13 protein-coding genes and 1 pseudogene are annotated in these 16,515 nt (G+C 50.1%); 9 read left to right on the forward strand and 5 right to left on the reverse strand.

Annotated features, from left to right (window positions below; genetic code table 11):
- Nucleotides 1–8: 8 nt before the first annotated feature.
- The 4 genes and pseudogenes from ACAN55_RS15715 to yunB form a co-directional block, all read left to right on the forward strand.
- A pseudogene (locus ACAN55_RS15715) lies at nucleotides 9–2,594 on the forward strand (glycosyl hydrolase); the annotation flags it as partial.
- A gap of 559 nt (nucleotides 2,595–3,153) precedes the next feature.
- Nucleotides 3,154–4,236, forward strand: coding sequence for a GGDEF domain-containing protein (locus ACAN55_RS15720; RefSeq protein ID WP_379134607.1), 1,083 nt, complete (start codon nucleotides 3,154–3,156; stop codon nucleotides 4,234–4,236).
- Nucleotides 4,237–4,475: 239 nt separating this feature from the next.
- Nucleotides 4,476–5,087: a TVP38/TMEM64 family protein gene (locus tag ACAN55_RS15725; protein WP_379134609.1), complete on the forward strand. Its 612-nt coding sequence runs from the start codon at nucleotides 4,476–4,478 to the stop codon at nucleotides 5,085–5,087.
- 152 nt (nucleotides 5,088–5,239) lie between these two features.
- Nucleotides 5,240–6,304: a sporulation protein YunB gene (yunB, locus tag ACAN55_RS15730; protein WP_379134613.1), complete on the forward strand. Its 1,065-nt coding sequence runs from the start codon at nucleotides 5,240–5,242 to the stop codon at nucleotides 6,302–6,304.
- A gap of 1 nt (nucleotide 6,305) precedes the next feature.
- On the opposite strand, the gene ACAN55_RS15735 is transcribed toward yunB, so the two are convergent.
- The gene (locus ACAN55_RS15735; RefSeq protein ID WP_379134616.1) at nucleotides 6,306–7,193 is read right to left on the reverse strand and encodes a LysR family transcriptional regulator; all 888 of its coding nucleotides are present in this window, start codon (nucleotides 7,191–7,193) and stop codon (nucleotides 6,306–6,308) included.
- A 152-nt stretch (nucleotides 7,194–7,345) separates the two neighbouring features.
- Between ACAN55_RS15735 and atoD the strand changes: the two genes are divergently transcribed.
- The 3 genes from atoD to ACAN55_RS15750 are packed head-to-tail and all read left to right on the forward strand — an operon-like array spanning nucleotide 7,346 to nucleotide 9,866.
- Nucleotides 7,346–8,005: an acetate CoA-transferase subunit alpha gene (gene atoD / locus ACAN55_RS15740; protein ID WP_379134618.1), complete on the forward strand. Its 660-nt coding sequence runs from the start codon at nucleotides 7,346–7,348 to the stop codon at nucleotides 8,003–8,005.
- 2 nt (nucleotides 8,006–8,007) lie between these two features.
- Nucleotides 8,008–8,679: a 3-oxoacid CoA-transferase subunit B gene (locus tag ACAN55_RS15745; protein WP_379134620.1), complete on the forward strand. Its 672-nt coding sequence runs from the start codon at nucleotides 8,008–8,010 to the stop codon at nucleotides 8,677–8,679.
- The gene (locus ACAN55_RS15750) at nucleotides 8,676–9,866 is read left to right on the forward strand and encodes an acetyl-CoA C-acetyltransferase (RefSeq protein ID WP_379134622.1); all 1,191 of its coding nucleotides are present in this window, start codon (nucleotides 8,676–8,678) and stop codon (nucleotides 9,864–9,866) included. The genes ACAN55_RS15745 and ACAN55_RS15750 overlap by 4 nt, the downstream gene beginning before the upstream one ends.
- Nucleotides 9,867–10,005: 139 nt before the next feature.
- Here ACAN55_RS15750 and ACAN55_RS15755 read toward each other — a convergent pair whose 3' ends face one another.
- From ACAN55_RS15755 to ACAN55_RS15765, 3 genes are all read right to left on the reverse strand, one after another.
- Nucleotides 10,006–10,908, reverse strand: coding sequence for a manganese catalase family protein (locus ACAN55_RS15755; RefSeq protein WP_379134625.1), 903 nt, complete (start codon nucleotides 10,906–10,908; stop codon nucleotides 10,006–10,008).
- A 205-nt stretch (nucleotides 10,909–11,113) separates the two neighbouring features.
- Nucleotides 11,114–11,899, reverse strand: a complete 786-nt coding sequence (locus ACAN55_RS15760) for a 3-hydroxybutyrate dehydrogenase (protein WP_379134627.1) — start codon at nucleotides 11,897–11,899, stop codon at nucleotides 11,114–11,116.
- 23 nt (nucleotides 11,900–11,922) lie between these two features.
- Complete coding sequence (locus ACAN55_RS15765) at nucleotides 11,923–13,302, reverse strand: GntP family permease (RefSeq protein WP_379134629.1); 1,380 nt, start codon at nucleotides 13,300–13,302, stop codon at nucleotides 11,923–11,925.
- 489 nt (nucleotides 13,303–13,791) lie between these two features.
- Here ACAN55_RS15765 and ACAN55_RS15770 point away from each other — a divergent pair, with 489 nt between their 5' ends.
- A complete protein-coding gene (locus tag ACAN55_RS15770) occupies nucleotides 13,792–14,454 on the forward strand; it encodes an alpha/beta hydrolase (RefSeq protein WP_379134632.1) in 663 nt (220 codons plus the stop codon).
- A 32-nt stretch (nucleotides 14,455–14,486) separates the two neighbouring features.
- Here the strand turns inward: ACAN55_RS15770 and ACAN55_RS15775 are convergent, their stop codons facing one another.
- Nucleotides 14,487–15,569, reverse strand: a complete 1,083-nt coding sequence (locus ACAN55_RS15775; protein ID WP_379134635.1) for a M23 family metallopeptidase — start codon at nucleotides 15,567–15,569, stop codon at nucleotides 14,487–14,489.
- Nucleotides 15,570–15,743: 174 nt separating this feature from the next.
- Here ACAN55_RS15775 and ACAN55_RS15780 point away from each other — a divergent pair, with 174 nt between their 5' ends.
- Complete coding sequence (locus tag ACAN55_RS15780; protein WP_379134637.1) at nucleotides 15,744–16,391, forward strand: YutD family protein; 648 nt, start codon at nucleotides 15,744–15,746, stop codon at nucleotides 16,389–16,391.
- Nucleotides 16,392–16,515: the final 124 nt, after the last annotated feature.

The raw sequence follows: 16,515 nt of genomic DNA on the forward strand, positions 1-16,515 counted from the left end.
CGGCTCTTGGGGCCGGTTCCTACACTACGGTGCTCCCTTCCGGGTTAAACAATGTCCAGTCCATGATCTATAAGACGGACAATGTGACCGGAGCCATGCCGACAAACGACTGGTGGAGCAATCTGGCCTGGGATAAATATTCCGAGGCCCAGTATCCCCATCCGCTGGCGATGAAGAATCAGGGAGATGGGCTGCGCATCTATTATCCCGGCAACCGGATCACTGCGAATTCTGTAGCCATTGCCGGCTGGATGAATGATATTCACGACTTTGTCGTCGGACATAGTAATGAATCAACCTTCCCGGATGCCAAGGTCGATGATTTCAGCGACTGGTTCGTCAGTGCTATGTATAAGAACGGCACTCACACGATGAAGGCCACTTACGGACATGGCTCTCCGTTCGTGTATTTCTCCTATGGCGGCGGTAATCCGAAGATTTCGTTCTATACGGTGCCGGAAGTATGGTCGGGAGATGCGAACAGTGCTGTACTAGGTGTGTCAATTGCCGGGGCGAATTATGCGCTCTTCGGACCGACTGGCAGTACCTGGAGCGGAATCGGGACGAAGGTGCTGACCAACAATTTAGGCGGCAAGGATTACTTCTCGATTGCCGTACTTCCCGAGAAATCGGAAGCTGCGCTCAGCAAGTTCAAGCAATATGCCTATTCTCATGTTACAGATACAACGGTCAGCTGGAATTATAATGCCGCTGCCAGTGAGGTCGGTACTACCTATACCTATACCACGGAAGCCAAAGAGGGCATGCAGACCGGAACGATCTTCAGCCTGTACCCGCATCAATGGCAGAACTCCAGCCAAACCCTGCTTGGTTATACGTACAAATCGGTCAGAGGGCTGATGAAGACCGCGGAGGGAAGTTCTTTTACAACGACCATGAAGTTTAACGGCGTGTTACCAACGCTGCCGGATTTGGGGTCTTATAACCGGACTACACTTGCCTCCTATGTAGATGAAGCGGAAGCAGAAGTTTATACGGGTGATCGGGATACGTATTGGATCGGCAAACGGCTTGGCAAGCTGGCTACACTGGCGCCGATTGCCGATCAGGTCGGCGATACCGTTGCTGCTGCGAAATTTAGGGATGAGATCAAATCCAGGCTGGAGGAATGGTTCACGGCTACAGACGGTTCCGGCAATTTGAAGTCCTCCAATCTATTCTATTACAACAGTAACTGGGGCACGCTGCTCGGCTATCCGGACAGCTTCGGAAGCGTCCTCGAATTAAATGATCACCACTTCCATTACGGCTATTTCATCAAGGCTGCAGCCGAGATTGCCCGTGTGGATAAGGAATGGGCGCAGGAGCAGAACTGGGGAGGTATGGTCAACCTGCTGATCAGCGATACGGCGAACGGGAACAGGGAGGATGAAAGATTCCCTTTCCTGCGGAATTTCGATCCGTATGAGGGTCACTCGTGGGCTGCCGGTCATGCCCGGTTCGGAGACGGCAATAATAATGAATCTTCCTCCGAGGGGATGAATGCCTGGGCGGGGCTGATTCTGTGGGGCGAGGCAACGGGTAACACAGCCGTCCGCGATTTGGGGATTTATCAATATACAACCGAAATGAATGCCATCAATGATTACTGGTTTGATGTGAACGGCGAGAACCATGACCCGGGCTTCACCCGTTCCACAGCCAGCATGATTTGGGGTGGCAAAACTGTAGGGGACGCCGTATGGTGGACCAACAATCCAGAGGAAGTGCATGGCATCAACTGGCTGCCGATTACGGGCGCTTCTCTCTATCTGACCCAATATCCCGCGTACACCGGAACGAACTACTCCACGATGGTGACAGAGAATGGCGGAACGAGCTTTGATGCCTGGGAAGACCTGATCTATATGTACCGGGCGATTTCGAACATCAGTGACGCTAAGGCCAAGTTCAGTGCCAGAGCGGCTGTGATGAGCCCGGAAGCAGGCAACTCCAAGGCCAATGCCTATCACTGGATCTACAATTTGGATGCACTCGGCAATGTAGAGCGGAGCATCACTGCAGACTATCCACTATATGCAGTGTTTAATAAGGAAGGTGTAAAAACCTATCTGGTCTATAACATGACAAACAGCGAATTAACGGTTACGTTCTCGGATGGGCATACCGTTACCGCAGCTGCGAACAGCTTTAATATCGGCAACGGGGGCGGCGAGATTATCCCGGATACCGAAGCGCCTTCGATCCCGGAAGGATTACATTTCACTAATAAAACGACCCTGAGCATTACCCTTTCGTGGAATCCTTCCACGGATGACACTGGGGTTACAGCGTATGAAATTTACATTGGTGATGAATTAAAAGGAACGACGGAAGCCACTTCTTTTAAAGTGAACGGCTTAACTCCGGAGACAGCATATACCTTCACGGTAAAAGCGAAGGATGAGGCAGGCAATGCTTCAGCCTTAAGCGCACCATTGACCGTAACCTCAGAAGCTGCCGGGACAGAGCCGGAAGAGCCAGCTCTTGAAGGGCCGGTCATTCTATTCCTGAACAGCGATGGAGCCGCGAATGAACTGTCCGCTAAGGCCGGAACAGCGGTTGCAGATTTGAATGTACCATCGGCTGCCGGAGGGAATCATTACATCGAGCCTGTGAATCCTGTGGTCTTCACACTCAATCATGTGAATGCCGATTACAAAGAAGGAATGACCGCGTATCAGCTGTATTTTGACACGATAGGGTCAGTGGTTGGCACAGCGCTGATGGTGCGGATCTCCTATGATTTTGACGGAGACGGAACTTGGGATCGCATGGAGAAGTCACCTACTTATGCCTTGAATCCGGTGGTTAATGAATGGGAGAAATTTACCCAGACTGACCGGGGGACGCTGACGATTACAGGTTCTGATTATCAGGACTTCCGCGGCGGCAAAATCCGGATCGAGCTGTGGAATCAGCTGGGATCCGCAGATACCAAGGTTAAAGTGAATGCACCAAGCGACTTCTCAAAAGTCGTTTTACCTTATGATTATGCTTCAGTAGATTGAATGTAAGCGGCGATGCCTCCGGTGAAACGGGGGTGTCGCTGTTTTTCTGTGGTTTTTTTGCAGGCAGGAAGTAGTTGTGTTCTGACTTTCTTAAAACATGTATAATTGCTTTACACGCGTAGAGAGCAGGGGGAGCAAATCTTTGTACTATGATTCAAAATGGGTTCGGATTATTATGAATACCTACTGGGTGGTTGTCGCCATTCATTTGCTGGGGCAATGTGCCGTATTCTTCTTTATGGATCCGCTTTTTGACGGATCATTTTTTGTTTACCGCAATATCATTATTCCTGCGCTGTCCATGGCTGCAGTTATTGCGCCTTCGGAGTGGATCTATAAGTACAAACAACGCAGCACCCATGTTCTTCCGGCATATCTGTCTCTGGCAGGTGCATTTATGTCTGCAACCGCTGTTTACGTCAGCTTTGATGTGAGGGTCATTCCTGCCGCTTTTTTAGTCGTGCTCAGCTCTTCCATTTTATTTTTTAGTATACGCCTTATATTGTTCAGTGCGGTCGTTCAGTTAATAGGTTATGTTGGCGTTTACATCGCAAGTGACTTGTTTCGGAATCAGCTAAAGGCGTATGATGTCTTAACCTTTGTTTTACTGCTCGCCGCCAATACCTTGGTCACAATGGCGATTACCCAAAGGGGGAAGGAAATTGCGAACGCGCTGGAGCATTCCTTTCTGGAAAAGAAGGATCTGTATCTCCATAATGAAAGAATGAAACAATTGGCCCGTACCGACTATTTAACCCAACTCTATAACCGGGCGGCATTTGATGAGATTATTGAGCAGGCCGTGGTATCCGGGCAGGATATGGGATTTTCGCTGGCGCTCATTGACCTCGACAATTTCAAAGAGATTAATGATACATATGGACATATTGTAGGAGACGGAGTGTTGGCCCGTGCCTCCTCAGTTATACGTGAAAGCTGCCCGGTAATAGCCTTTGCCGCCAGATATGGAGGTGAGGAATTCGCGGTGGTTTTTGCCGGTAATGAATTTGAGCAGCATCAGCTCATTATGGAGAGTATACGCTCTAAGGTAGCCGCTCTTCCCATGCCAGAAATGTCCGGACGATCCGTTACCATCAGCTGCGGTTTGGGCTGTTTTAATACCAACGTCACCAAAGAAGCATGCATTGCGAGTGTAGATGCGCTGCTATATGAAGCGAAACGAAGCGGCAAAAATAAGGTGGTTACATCGGAACCGGCTTTGTAAGCTCAGTAAGCTCAGTTTTACAGTTCATGCAATTTTACAGTTAATAAAATATTGTGATATGATAAAGTAATATATAGGCTACAATTTTGTAACTTGTATGCTCTAGACTGTTCTTGCATATCATTACATAAGAAGCTTAATGATATAGACACCCCGTTAAGGGGTGTTTTTCTTGAATGAAGTGCTTATGTCTGAGTAAGTAGCAGTTGCTGCAAGGAGTATAGAGAGGAGAACACTCCGTGACTGACACCATTAATGAATGGATTGATTGGCTGCTGTTAACCCTGGGTCTCTCCGGTCCCTCTATTTTGTTCGTAACCCTACCGCTGGCTTTATTGCAGAGTCTGCTCGGATTCTTTCCTTTCGCTATCCTGATTGTGCTGCATGTTTCTGTGTTCCATGTGATCGGCGGTATGGTGATCAGCTGGCTCGCCTGTAATGTGGGCGGGGTACTGGTGTATTTCTTATTCCGGCGATATTTGTATAACTGGTTCGACCGGAAGTGGCGCTCACGCCTGAAACGTTATGATAAATGGCAGCGTTACTTGAACAGGTACGGCATCTGGACACTGGTGCTGCTGCGGACGGTTCCGATTGTACCGAACAACATCATTAACTTTATGGCTGCAGTCTCCCCGATCCCGACGAGATCCTTCATTTGGGGTACGGTGCTCGGTAATCTCTCCTACATCTGGCTGTTTGGTACCCTCAGTTCGACCTTGATTGTGCCACGGGAGGAGTGGGGAGTCTATCTGACCTGGTATGGCGTATTCTTCGTCATTCTGGTAGGTGTCTTTATCCGCAGACACTGGGGTCATCTTCAGGAGGATAAGCGCAGCAGAATGACCTGACCTCATTAGTAGCTTAATTAATATCAAACCGGAAGAACTCTCCCGATGCTGCAAGCCGCTGATGGGAAGTGTTCTTCTTTTTTGTGTTTCTGGCGAATACCTTATACCAATATGGGCGGCTTGACCGCCGGGTACAGCGGGAGGGTTATGCCATGGGGAGAAGAAGAAAATGGGGCAGCCGGAGACTAAAGATACCGAGTATCGGCCGCATGCGGCTGCCTCGTTTTAGCTGGGATGGAGTCCCGGGAGCCTCCGGGAGAAGGCCGGCAGCCTTCAAATCACGGCGTTCTGCGCCGCATGCTCAGCCTTACAGCACCGGGTTTAAGGCTAAAGCAAGCAAAGCTAATTTATGGAGAGGTGACAGAAATACAGGCACTGCTGCTCCGGTGAACCGCGTGAAGAAGCGGGGAGGCCGCCGACGGTTCTGGCTTATTGTATCCTTGATACTGATTCTGGCTGTCCTGCAAAGTATTCGTTACGTGGAGAGCCATCTGAAGCCTCCCATTCTCCATTTAGCCCAGATCCGGGTGAAGCAGATTGCGACAGAATCCATTAACAAGGCGATCACGGCCCAAGTTGCAAGCAGCAGTACAGCGGAGCAGCTAATTGACTGGAAGACCGATAATAAAGGTAAAATCTCCGGATTTATGCTTAATTACGCCGAACATATGCGCATTACATCAGAGGCAACGGCAGTGATCCAGTCCACGCTGCAGCAGCTGCATAACCAGACGGAGCGTATTCCTTTGGGTCAGGCGCTTGGCAGTCCGCTGATTGCCTCCTTCGGTCCGGATGTACCGATCAAGATTGAACCGCAGGGTGCAGTGAAGGTAGAGTTGAATACCCGCCAGAAAGACGCCGGAATCAATATGATTCTGGTTGAAGTCTATATCCATATCGTGACTGAAGTAGCTGTAGTGATACCGTTTGATGTCGAGCCTCAAATCGTGGATACAGAAATTCCGGTATCCTATTTGATGGTGGTGGGAGATGTGCCTATGTATTACTACGACAACCAAGGTGAGCCTGTCGGGTCAAACGGAAGCAGCGCTCCGGGAATTTCTATTCCTGCACCACAGGTAACTGAGGACGATAAAGAAGAGACCGCTCAAGAAGAAGCGCCTCGTGATAATTCAGAGCAGAATTCAACAGGTAACAGCACTGTGAACTCAGAAGACGGTAGCGGGGACCCTTCCGGGAGTGCGGATAATTCGTAACCTAAAGTCCTTCGGATTGGTCTCCGAGAAAACGGATAAATTCCCGCATGCATTTAGAGATATAACGCTCCTTGTTCCAGATGAGGACCACATTCCAGGGGATTGAAGGATTCCGCAGCGGCAGAATACGCACATTCGGATTGGTTACCTTCTCACACAAGGGTTCAGGCAGAAAAGCGGTTCCTAAATTAGCAGACACAAGTTCTACCAACAAATCCCATTGAGCGCTTTCATAAGCGATTTTAGCTTCAAAGCCGGCGCCGTAACAGGCATCGATAATATGCTGCCGCATAGCAAAGCCTTTGGCGAACAGAATCAGCGGTTCATCCTGCAGGTCAGATAAAGAAATCTCCTCTTGGGCAGCAAGGGGATGCGACTTATGGACGACAATCGCCAGATTCTCGCGTACAAATGGCTTAATTCCGAAACTGCCCTCCCGGACGGGAAGCAGGACGGCACCCAGATCAATACTGCCCTCCAGCACCATATTCTCAACATTCTTCGAGCCTTCCTCTATGAGCTCGAAGGTAATGTTGGGATATTTTTTTTGAAAAGGAGTGACGATCTTGGGTACAAAAACGGAGCTGATCACAGGCGGCAGGCCGATCTTGATCGTTCCGGTCTTCAGGTTACTGATATCATCCAGCGTCATATGCAGGTTATCGACCGCGGTGATAATCAGTTTGATCTGCTCCATGGCTGCCATGCCCGCATCGGTCAGCTTGACGTATTTGCCGGAACGGTCGAACAGCGTAACCCCAAGCTCGTCCTCCATATTCTTCACCATCTTGCTGAGCGTCGGTTGAGTGAGATGAAGCTTCTCCGCTGCCTTCGTAATATTGTGCAGGTTGGCGACCTCAAGAATGTATTTCAAGTTCCTCACATCCACAAGTAAGCGCCTCCAATCTATAATAATTTTTCATGGTTTGCATGCGATGTCTGAATTTTACCCCTCAAAAACCCCGTTGTACACTATATACATAAAGTCATTAACAACACATTTGTCAATGGGGCTCCAGAAAAATACAGGAGGCGTTTGGTGTGAGTAAAGTAGCTTCGCTTGAAGAAATAGGCCCGCTGTTCCGGGATGGCATGACGATTATGGCAGGCGGATTTATGGGGACAGGTGCACCTGAGGCATTGGTACAAATCCTGATTGAACAGGATATACACGATATTACGTTAATCTCCAGCGATACCGCACTGGTCGATACGGGAGTTGGACCGCTGGTCATCAACAGACGGCTAAAGAAGGTCATTGCCTCCCATATCGGCACCAACCCTGAAACCGGGAAGCAGATGATGGCCGGTGAGCTGGATGTAGAGCTGGTTCCGCAAGGTACGCTTGCCGAGCGGGTGCGGGCAGGCGGCGCAGGACTTGGCGGTATTTTGACCCCTACGGGGATCGGCACTATGGTAGCTGAGAATAAACAGACCTTAACGATTGACGGCAAGGAATATCTGGTAGAGCTGCCGCTACGGGCGGATATCGCACTGCTCAAAGCGCATAAAGCGGACAAGGCGGGAAATCTGGTATACCGGAACTCGGCCCGTAATTTTAACCCGCTCATGGCGCTGGCTGCTGATCTTGTTATTGTCGAGGTTGATGAGATAGTAGAAACCGGGGAACTGGACCCTAATATGGTTGTGACTCCGGGTGTACTGGTTGATAAAATCATCTGTTGCGGGGAGAGCAAATAATTATGGATACGAAAGAGCTTATTGCACGTAGAGCGGCGCAGGAGCTTACGGACGGGGATGTGGTGAATCTGGGGATCGGGCTGCCGACACTTATTCCGAGCTATCTTCCTTCAGGCGTCAACATCATCTTGCAGTCCGAAAATGGATACACCGGTCTGGGTCCGGTTCAGAGTGAAATCACCCCCGATCTTGTAAATGCAGGCGGTAAGCCGGCAAGCATTGTTCCCGGAGCTGCATTCTTTGACAGTGCTACCTCATTTGCTCTTATCCGCGGCGGACATGTGGATGTGACCATCTTAGGCGGACTTGAGGTTGATGCGGCGGGCAATCTGGCTAACTGGATGGTTCCCGGTAAAATGGTTCCCGGCATGGGCGGGGCTATGGATCTGGTGACAGGTGCACGAAAAGTCATCGTCGCCATGGAGCATACCTCTAAGAACGGGGCTTCCAAGGTTGTCAGCCAGTGTACTCTGCCACTGACAGCCCGGGGTGTAGTGTCGATGATCATTACCGAATTGGCCGTATTCCGGGTGACAGGGCATGGATTGCTGCTGGAAGAGCTAGCGCCAGGCATAGAATTGGAAACGGTTACATTGCATACAGAAGCTCCATTCAGCGTGTCTCCCCAGCTTGGTACTATGAAAAATATAACGTCGGACGAGGTGTTGTCATGACCGGTTCCAAGGATATTGTGATCGTCAGCGCAGTACGTACGGCGCTGGGTACGTTTGGCGGAAGCCTTGCCGGGATCGCGGCTGTAGATCTTGGGGCGCTTGTGATCAAAGAAGCGTTGCAGCGTGCCGGGGTTAATCCGGAGCAGGTGGATGAAGTGATTATGGGCAATGTGCTTCAGGCGGGACTTGGGCAGAACCCGGCGCGCCAAGCTGCAATAAAAGCGGGTGTTCCCGTGGAAGCCTCCGCCCTGACCATTAATAAGGTGTGCGGATCAGGGATGAAGGCAGTCCATTTGGCTGCGCAGAGCATTATGTCCGGAGACAGTGAAATTATCGTTGCGGGCGGCATGGAAAATATGTCAAAAGCACCGTATCTGCTGGAACAGGCACGCTTCGGATATCGTATGGGAAATGGAGAATTGACGGATACGATGTTGAGCGACGGACTGACGTGCGCTTTTAACAGCTACCACATGGGCATCACGGCAGAGAATGTCGCCGGTCAGTTCGGAATCACCCGGGAGATGCAGGACAGGCTCGCCGCGGCCAGTCAGGACAAGGCACTTCGGGCGATCGAGCAAGGAAGCTTCAAGGAAGAGATTATACCTGTAGTCATTCCGCAGAGAAAAGGCGATGCCATAGTATTCGACACTGATGAATTCCCAAGAAAGGGAACCAGTTATGAGAAGCTGTCCGGCCTTAAGCCAGCGTTCAAAAAGGATGGCTGCGTAACCGCCGGCAACGCATCAGGCATTAACGATGGCGCAGCAGCCATGGTGATCATGTCGGGAGAGAAGGCCAGAGAGCTGGGAATTACACCGCTTGCCCGGATCCTGTCCTATGCTTCCGGTGGCGTCGATCCTTCTATTATGGGAATGGGACCCGTTCCGGCCACGAAAAAAGCACTTCAGAAGAGCGGTTTGAAGATCAGTGACATTGATCTCATTGAAGCTAATGAAGCCTTTGCTGCGCAGATGCTGGCTGTTGGTCAAGCACTTGAATTCCCGGAAGAGAAGGTCAATGTGAACGGCGGAGCTATCGCGCTCGGGCACCCGATCGGTGCCAGCGGCGCGCGTGTCCTTGTTACTCTGATCCATGCCTTGAAGCAGCGGGGTGCACGAACAGGCCTGGCTACTCTCTGCATTGGCGGAGGGCACGGTGTCACGACCATTATCGAGATGATGTAACGGTTATGAAAGTAAGTGTACCGCACAACATGCAATCATGCGGTAATGTAATGCCCGCTACAAAGCGCAGAGGGGTGTCCCATAAGCCAAGAAATGGCTGCCTGGGACACCCCTCCTATCTAGTATCAAATCCCTTGCCTTAATCCGTAATATTGCCTGCCATCTTCAGCCGCCGGGCGATCGCTGCGAATTCCTCGGCTGAGATGCCGGGAGCAAATTCCTCTTCGAGTGCCGGGGCTTCTGGAATAGGGAAGCCTTCCGGGGAGCCCTGAATAACTTCGAGCGGCTGACCGTCTTCAGGGTGGGTTCCTTTCCAAATCTGGTTAATCGAAGTGAAGTCTTTATCACTCCACGTATACAGCTTCGTATGAACACCCTTCTCCTCGTATTTTCTTGCCTCACTAAAGTGTTTGTTATTAAGCGAAGGAATAGGCACAAGCTTGGTTACGTTCACCCCTGTGGCTATCTCTAATGCCTTGGCGTAGGCAACGACATGTACGCCGCCGCGCACAAGCAGGTACCCTACGACAGCCCGTGCTGCAGGGTGGTCTGTCATTTCATATACCTTCATTTTATGCGTTCTGGCTCCGCATTCGAGGAAGAAGTTATGCAGCAGGTCTTCGACCAGATTGCCGCTGTTGAATACATTGGCACCGGTCCATGGATTTCCCATGGAGTCGAATGGCATGGCACCTTGGGCGCCGGCGAGGAAATGATAGGATAGCCGGGCATCTTTGGCGGAGCCCAGTGGAGTGGAATCCGGCTCCTTCATGCCAGTGGAACCACACAGGCATTTGTTAACGGCATGCGACACCAGCTCTACGTGGCCCAGCTCTTCCGCCGTTATGCTCATGAGCAGATCATAGAAGGGCATAAGCTTGGTTTTCGAGCGGAAGTTAAAGGACTGATACAAATAGTTGTTGAGGGTCGACATTTCTCCAAACTTCCCGCCCAGAAGCTCCTGTACGGCTGCAGCGGCATTGGGGTCGGGCTTTTCGACAGTGGGAATTTCGATTGAGATCTCATCCATGCGTCTGAACATAGTTATTAAAGCCTCCCTGGCATAGTGCCTTGGTATAGTGGAACAGACTGTTGAACCTAATATGCGCTTAACCATTCACGGCTAAACATTTTTTTAGACTATGAAGTAAAATTCTCAGGTAGAAATGCCAAAAAACCAGTCCGGCACGTTTCGGTGCTTAACTGGTTTATTGTTTCTTCTGAAACTGCACATGGTATCGTGACGATTATTGAGCAGTATATCCGCCGTCGATCAGCAGCGTGGAACCTGTGACCCCTTTAAGTCTTTCACTGGCGATAAGCATCGCATAGTCCGCGATTTCTTCAACGGCCAGCAGGCGTTTCTGCGGAACCAGCGGATAGATTACTTCTTCCAGTACGCTTTCCAGCGGCACATTGCGTGTTCTGGCCAGGTCTTCCATTTGTCCGCGCACCAGCGGAGTATCCACATAACCCGGACAGAGGGCGTTCACAGTAATACCATGGGCTGCGCCTTCAAGCGCAGCGACCTTCGTCAAGCCGATCAGTCCGTGTTTCGCACTGTTATAGGCGGCTTTACCGGCAAAGCCGATTACTCCGTTGATGGAAGCCATATTGATGATACGTCCGTAGCCTTGCTCTTTCATGATCGGGAATGCGTGCTTGATGCCGATAAAAGCGCCGGTCAGCATCACTTTGAGCATAAACTCAAACTTGTCTACAGGAAAATCCTCGATAGGGGACACATGCTGCAGTCCTGCGTTGTTCACCAGAATATCCAGTCTTCCATAGACTTCTTTAGCTTTAGCGATGGCAACACCGTACTCCGCTTCCTGGGTGACATCACATCTCAGGCCATAGGCTTCATAACCCTGCGACTTCAGCTCTTCCGCGGCACTGACCGCATGCTCTTCACGAACATCGGAAATGACGACCTTTGCCCCTTCATGGGCGAATTTCCGGGCGATTTCAAGTCCGATACCACTGGCTGCACCAGTAACGAAAGCTACTCTATTTTCCAAAAAACGGGTCATTTCTGCATACCTCCACGGTTTAATTAGAATATGGACAGTACAATAGCAAGGGTGAATACGGCAATGGTCTTCAGGCAGGTGATAGCGAAAATATCTTTATAGGACTGCTTGTGTGTTAAGCCGGTAATGGCGAGCAATGTGATAACCGCACCGTTATGTGGAAGCGTATCCATACCGCCGGACGCCATGGAAGCGATTCTGTGCAGCATTTCCGGGCTAATTCCCAAGTTTTGTGCCATGGACAGATACTGCTTGCCCATAACCTCAAGAGCTATGGACAAACCGCCTGATGCGGAGCCGGTTACCCCGGCAAGGATATTAACGGATAATGCTTCAGAGATTAGAGGATGGTCGCTGATGTTCATAATCCAGTCCTGAATCGACTTGAAGCCAGGCAGTGTCTTAACGACGTTCCCGAACCCTACTTCAGAAGCGGTGTTGAAGATTGCGAGCAGGGAACCCATGGCGGCAGCGGTCAATCCGGCTGCCATTTTACCTTTTACTTGACGGACATTGATGCAGCCGGCGGCTACCACACCGATACAGAGAGCAACAATCAGGGCCCAACTGGAGGATACGGTTTTGACGTTGGCAATTTTAAAAGATTCCAGCAGCTCGCTGCTGTACCAGTTGGTGACGGACAGGGAGGTTCTGCTTAATACAAAGTTGAAGACCAGTACAAGTGCAAGCGGGAGGACAGAGATCCAGATGTTCGGATATTTGGCACCCTCCAGAATTTCCGGCTCATTCTTATGACCGACGCCATAACCTTCACCGTTCTCGAAGGCTTGTTTACGACGGCGTTCCAGCCACCACAAGCCGCCGCAGAATACAATGAGTGCACCAGCAATGCCGACTAGTGGAGCTGCATAGGCATCAGTACCGAAATAGGTTGTCGGAATAATGTTCTGAATTTGTGGTGTACCCGGGAGTGCATCCATCGTATAAGTAAATGCGCCAAGTGCGATCGTACCTGGAATCAGGCGTTTTGGGATGTCGGCTTCGCGGAAGATGGCTACAGCGAAAGGATATACTGCAAAAGCAACCACGAACAAGGAGACACCGCCATACGTCAGTACGGAACAGGCAAGCACGACAGCCAGCATGGCGCGTTTGGAGCCGAGCGCTTTAACAATTGCTTGGGCGATGGAGGAAGCAGCACCGCTTAGCTCCATCATTTTACCAAATATGGCACCAAGTAAGAAGATCGGGAAGAAGTTCTTGACGTAATTGGCGGCGTTTAACATGTAAACTTCGGTATAACTCGGCATCAGGGCAACCCCTGAGATCACTACCGCTAGTAATGTAAAAATAGGTGCAAATACGATAACCGGAAATCCCCGGTAAGCGAAAAACATAAGCATGCCAAGTGCAAGGACAATGGCTAAGACCTGAATAACCATGTGCAACCCCCTCTGAAATTGTGTAACACTACCCTCTTGCTGAAAAGAACATCCCTTCCAAACCTGCCTGCGCGCATGTGGTTCGAATATGATGGTAACGCTTACATTTAAAGTGTACATCAGCCGTCTGTAGACGTAAAATTCAAGCAAAGCATGCAATCCATGAAAAAATTTTATGGATAATGGGGAATTGCATATCAATTATATTATGGAACATTGAACCAGAAAACAGTGATGATCCCAACACTTTTCCGCTGCCGCAGATAGCCCTACAGATAGGCCACACGCTAGTAGCGGACTGAGCAGCGCTTATTTGGAGTGAAATCCATGTTTTGCAAGCTAAGCGAACTGCAGAAATTAACAGCATCTCAGTCCGCAAAGGTACAAATTATTGTTCAAATGGTAAGATACTAATATAGGACAGATATCTATCGGATCTTCAAAGCGTACATGTTCTGCCAGTACCTATTAAATAAAGAGGAGCCCTTTATGGACAGCTGCTTATTCATTCACGGATTTACCGGAGGAATATTCGAAATCGAACCCTTATCCCGCTATATGGAACAACATGATTACCACTGCATGACGTTTACACTCAGGGGACATGGCGGAACCAGAAGGGATCTACTGCAGACAAGCAGGCATGACTGGCAGCAAAGTGCGGAGGAGAAGCTTGCGGAGCTGCTGGACGGCAATGACAGAGTGCATCTTATCGGATTCTCCACGGGTGCGCTGATTGCTTCCCGCCTGTCTGTTCAATACAGGAACAGAATTAAGTCGCTGACGCTGTTATCGGCTCCGGTATTTCCGCTCAACCCGGTGGAGATTCTGAAGACGCTGACCAAGGTTGACATGCTGAAGAATTATGTAAGCAAATGGGGATCTACTCCTGCCAAGGCCACCATAGAATTTCAGCGGATGGTGCGGGAAAGCTTTGATATCTATCCGCAAATCGAAATTCCTACTTTAATTGTTCAGGGGAAACGAGATCATCTGGTGAAGACCAAAAGTGCACCCTACCTGCATACTGCAATTAAGGCCCGGCGCAAAGAAGTACTTGTCGCTAACCACAGCGGACATATGGTATGTTATGGTGAAGACAAGGATTTGATCATGAGCGAAGTGCTGCAGTTTATCCGGAGTACTAGCTAAGCCGGAGTTGTACAGCAAAAAGCCGCTGAATATCAGCGGCTTTTCTTCTTTGACTTCAAGGCTTTGCGTTCGCTATTCTCCCACTGCTTCAGCAGCGGATATGGGTCAAAGGCCCATTCGGTCATTCCGCGGTCGCGGTAGATCCCATAATGGAGATGGGGAGGGAACTTCCCTTGGGTACCAGGTTTTCCGTATCCGGAGCTGCCGACCCAGCCGATCGTCTGTCCCGGTGAGACAATATCACCTCTGGACAAGGATTTCTCGTACCCGGCCAGATGGGCATAGTAATGGTAGCGGTTCTCGATATCACGAATCCCAATTCTCCAGCCGCCGTACCGGTTCCAGCCTTTGGTTTCAATAATGCCAAAGCAAGTGCTGCGCACCGTCATGCCGTGCGGAGTGAACAGGTCGGTTCCTTCATGAATTCGTGCTCCACCCCAACTGCGGCCGGTGCCCCAAGTGCTGCGGTAAGCGTACAGGTTGCCAAGGGGCAGCGGAAAAGCACTGCCGGATAAATCCAGACGCCCGAAATGCTCGTATAGCTTGGCGAACTGGTTAACACGCATTGCAGCCCGTCCCAGATGATAATACTCCCAGACGGCAATATTGAAATCACTCTCCGAGCTACCGTATTTCTGCAAATAGGCTGCGATACTGAATAATAAATCTTTATCATTGCCGGGATCTGCGATTCCGTCTCCGGAGCCGTCACGGCCCATTCCATCAAAAAAACGGATGGATGCCAGAGAAACATCAGACTGATCGGGATTAAGCGGACCGCACCACAAGGGGGGAGGGACTGAGATACCAAGTAGACGTGCCGGAGTATCCGGTTGTCCTTTCACCCGTTTGGCAATGGTCCGTTCATATTGGTCGATTGCGGCCAGCCGATACCAAGGAATGCCTGTAACTGTGGAGATATGCCCATAAAGACTTTGGCGCGCCGCCAGCAGCTCATTCTGACTATTGAGACGGGTAGTATTGACACCCGACACTGAAGACGGATTTTTTGCAGCGTCTGTTCGGGCAGAAATCCCAAGACTGCTAAAGAGTAAGGCCGCTGCGGATAAGCAGGCCAGCCTTCTGCACCATTTCGTATTTTGGAACAGGAACAATGTACACATACCTCCTTTTTCCCGAGGGTAACAAGATCTGTGACACCAGCTTTTCTTTATTTTGAGTTAATGAGGCGCTTTTTATCCATTCTTCCAAAAGGGCAAAGACAAAAACAGGCAATTCATCCGGGCACATGTTATAATATGAGGCAGATATTTCACGTTTAACTTTTCATGAAGGGCGGCGACTTTTGCTTGATCGTTATAGGCGGAAAAGGATACGAGCTTATTTTAGACCATAAAGACGGTTGGAATCCGGAGGCGTTTCGCGGAAGATACAGCGAGGTGCTGGAACGGTACGATTATATTGTCGGAGACTGGGGCTACAGCCAATTAAGACTGAAAGGCTTCTATCGGGACAACCATCCTAAGGTGAACCGGGATACAGCGATTTCCGGGATGGTGGATTATATTAATGAATATTGTAATTTCGGCTGTGCACATTTCGTGTTGCAGAAGCTGAAGGAACAGCCGGTTGAAGGATATAAAGACATCCTGACTAAGGATATACAGGAAGCACTTGCGCCTGAGAATCCGGAAGCGGGGGATTCCGCTGTAGAGGATCCGTTGAAAGAGGAGCAGCCGCAAAGAGTTTCAAACCTCAAGCAGCATAACAGTAATCATTCAACGGGCAGAGAAGGTACGAAGGAGCGTCAGAACCGTGACAACCGGGATAATCGTGACAGTCACGGGAAGAAGCACCGGGGTAAAGAGCATGGAAAGAAACACGCTCCGCGGGAACATCAGGGCAAGGGTGCCCAGCAGAACCAGCAGAGCAACCATTCTCAGGAGTCCCAAGCACGGCAGCAGGATCAGCACTAATAATCGCCAAAAGGCCCTCTCATCATCCGATGAGAAGGCCTTTTTTTAGTGCGCCCAGCATGGGCGCTATCTCTAGGGTTGAAGTCCCGAATGGCGAAGGCAGTAGTAGCCATTAGCTTAAGGC

Origin of the sequence: Paenibacillus oryziterrae (assembly GCF_042610485.1) — a bacterium.
Lineage (GTDB): Bacteria > Bacillota > Bacilli > Paenibacillales > Paenibacillaceae > Paenibacillus_AQ.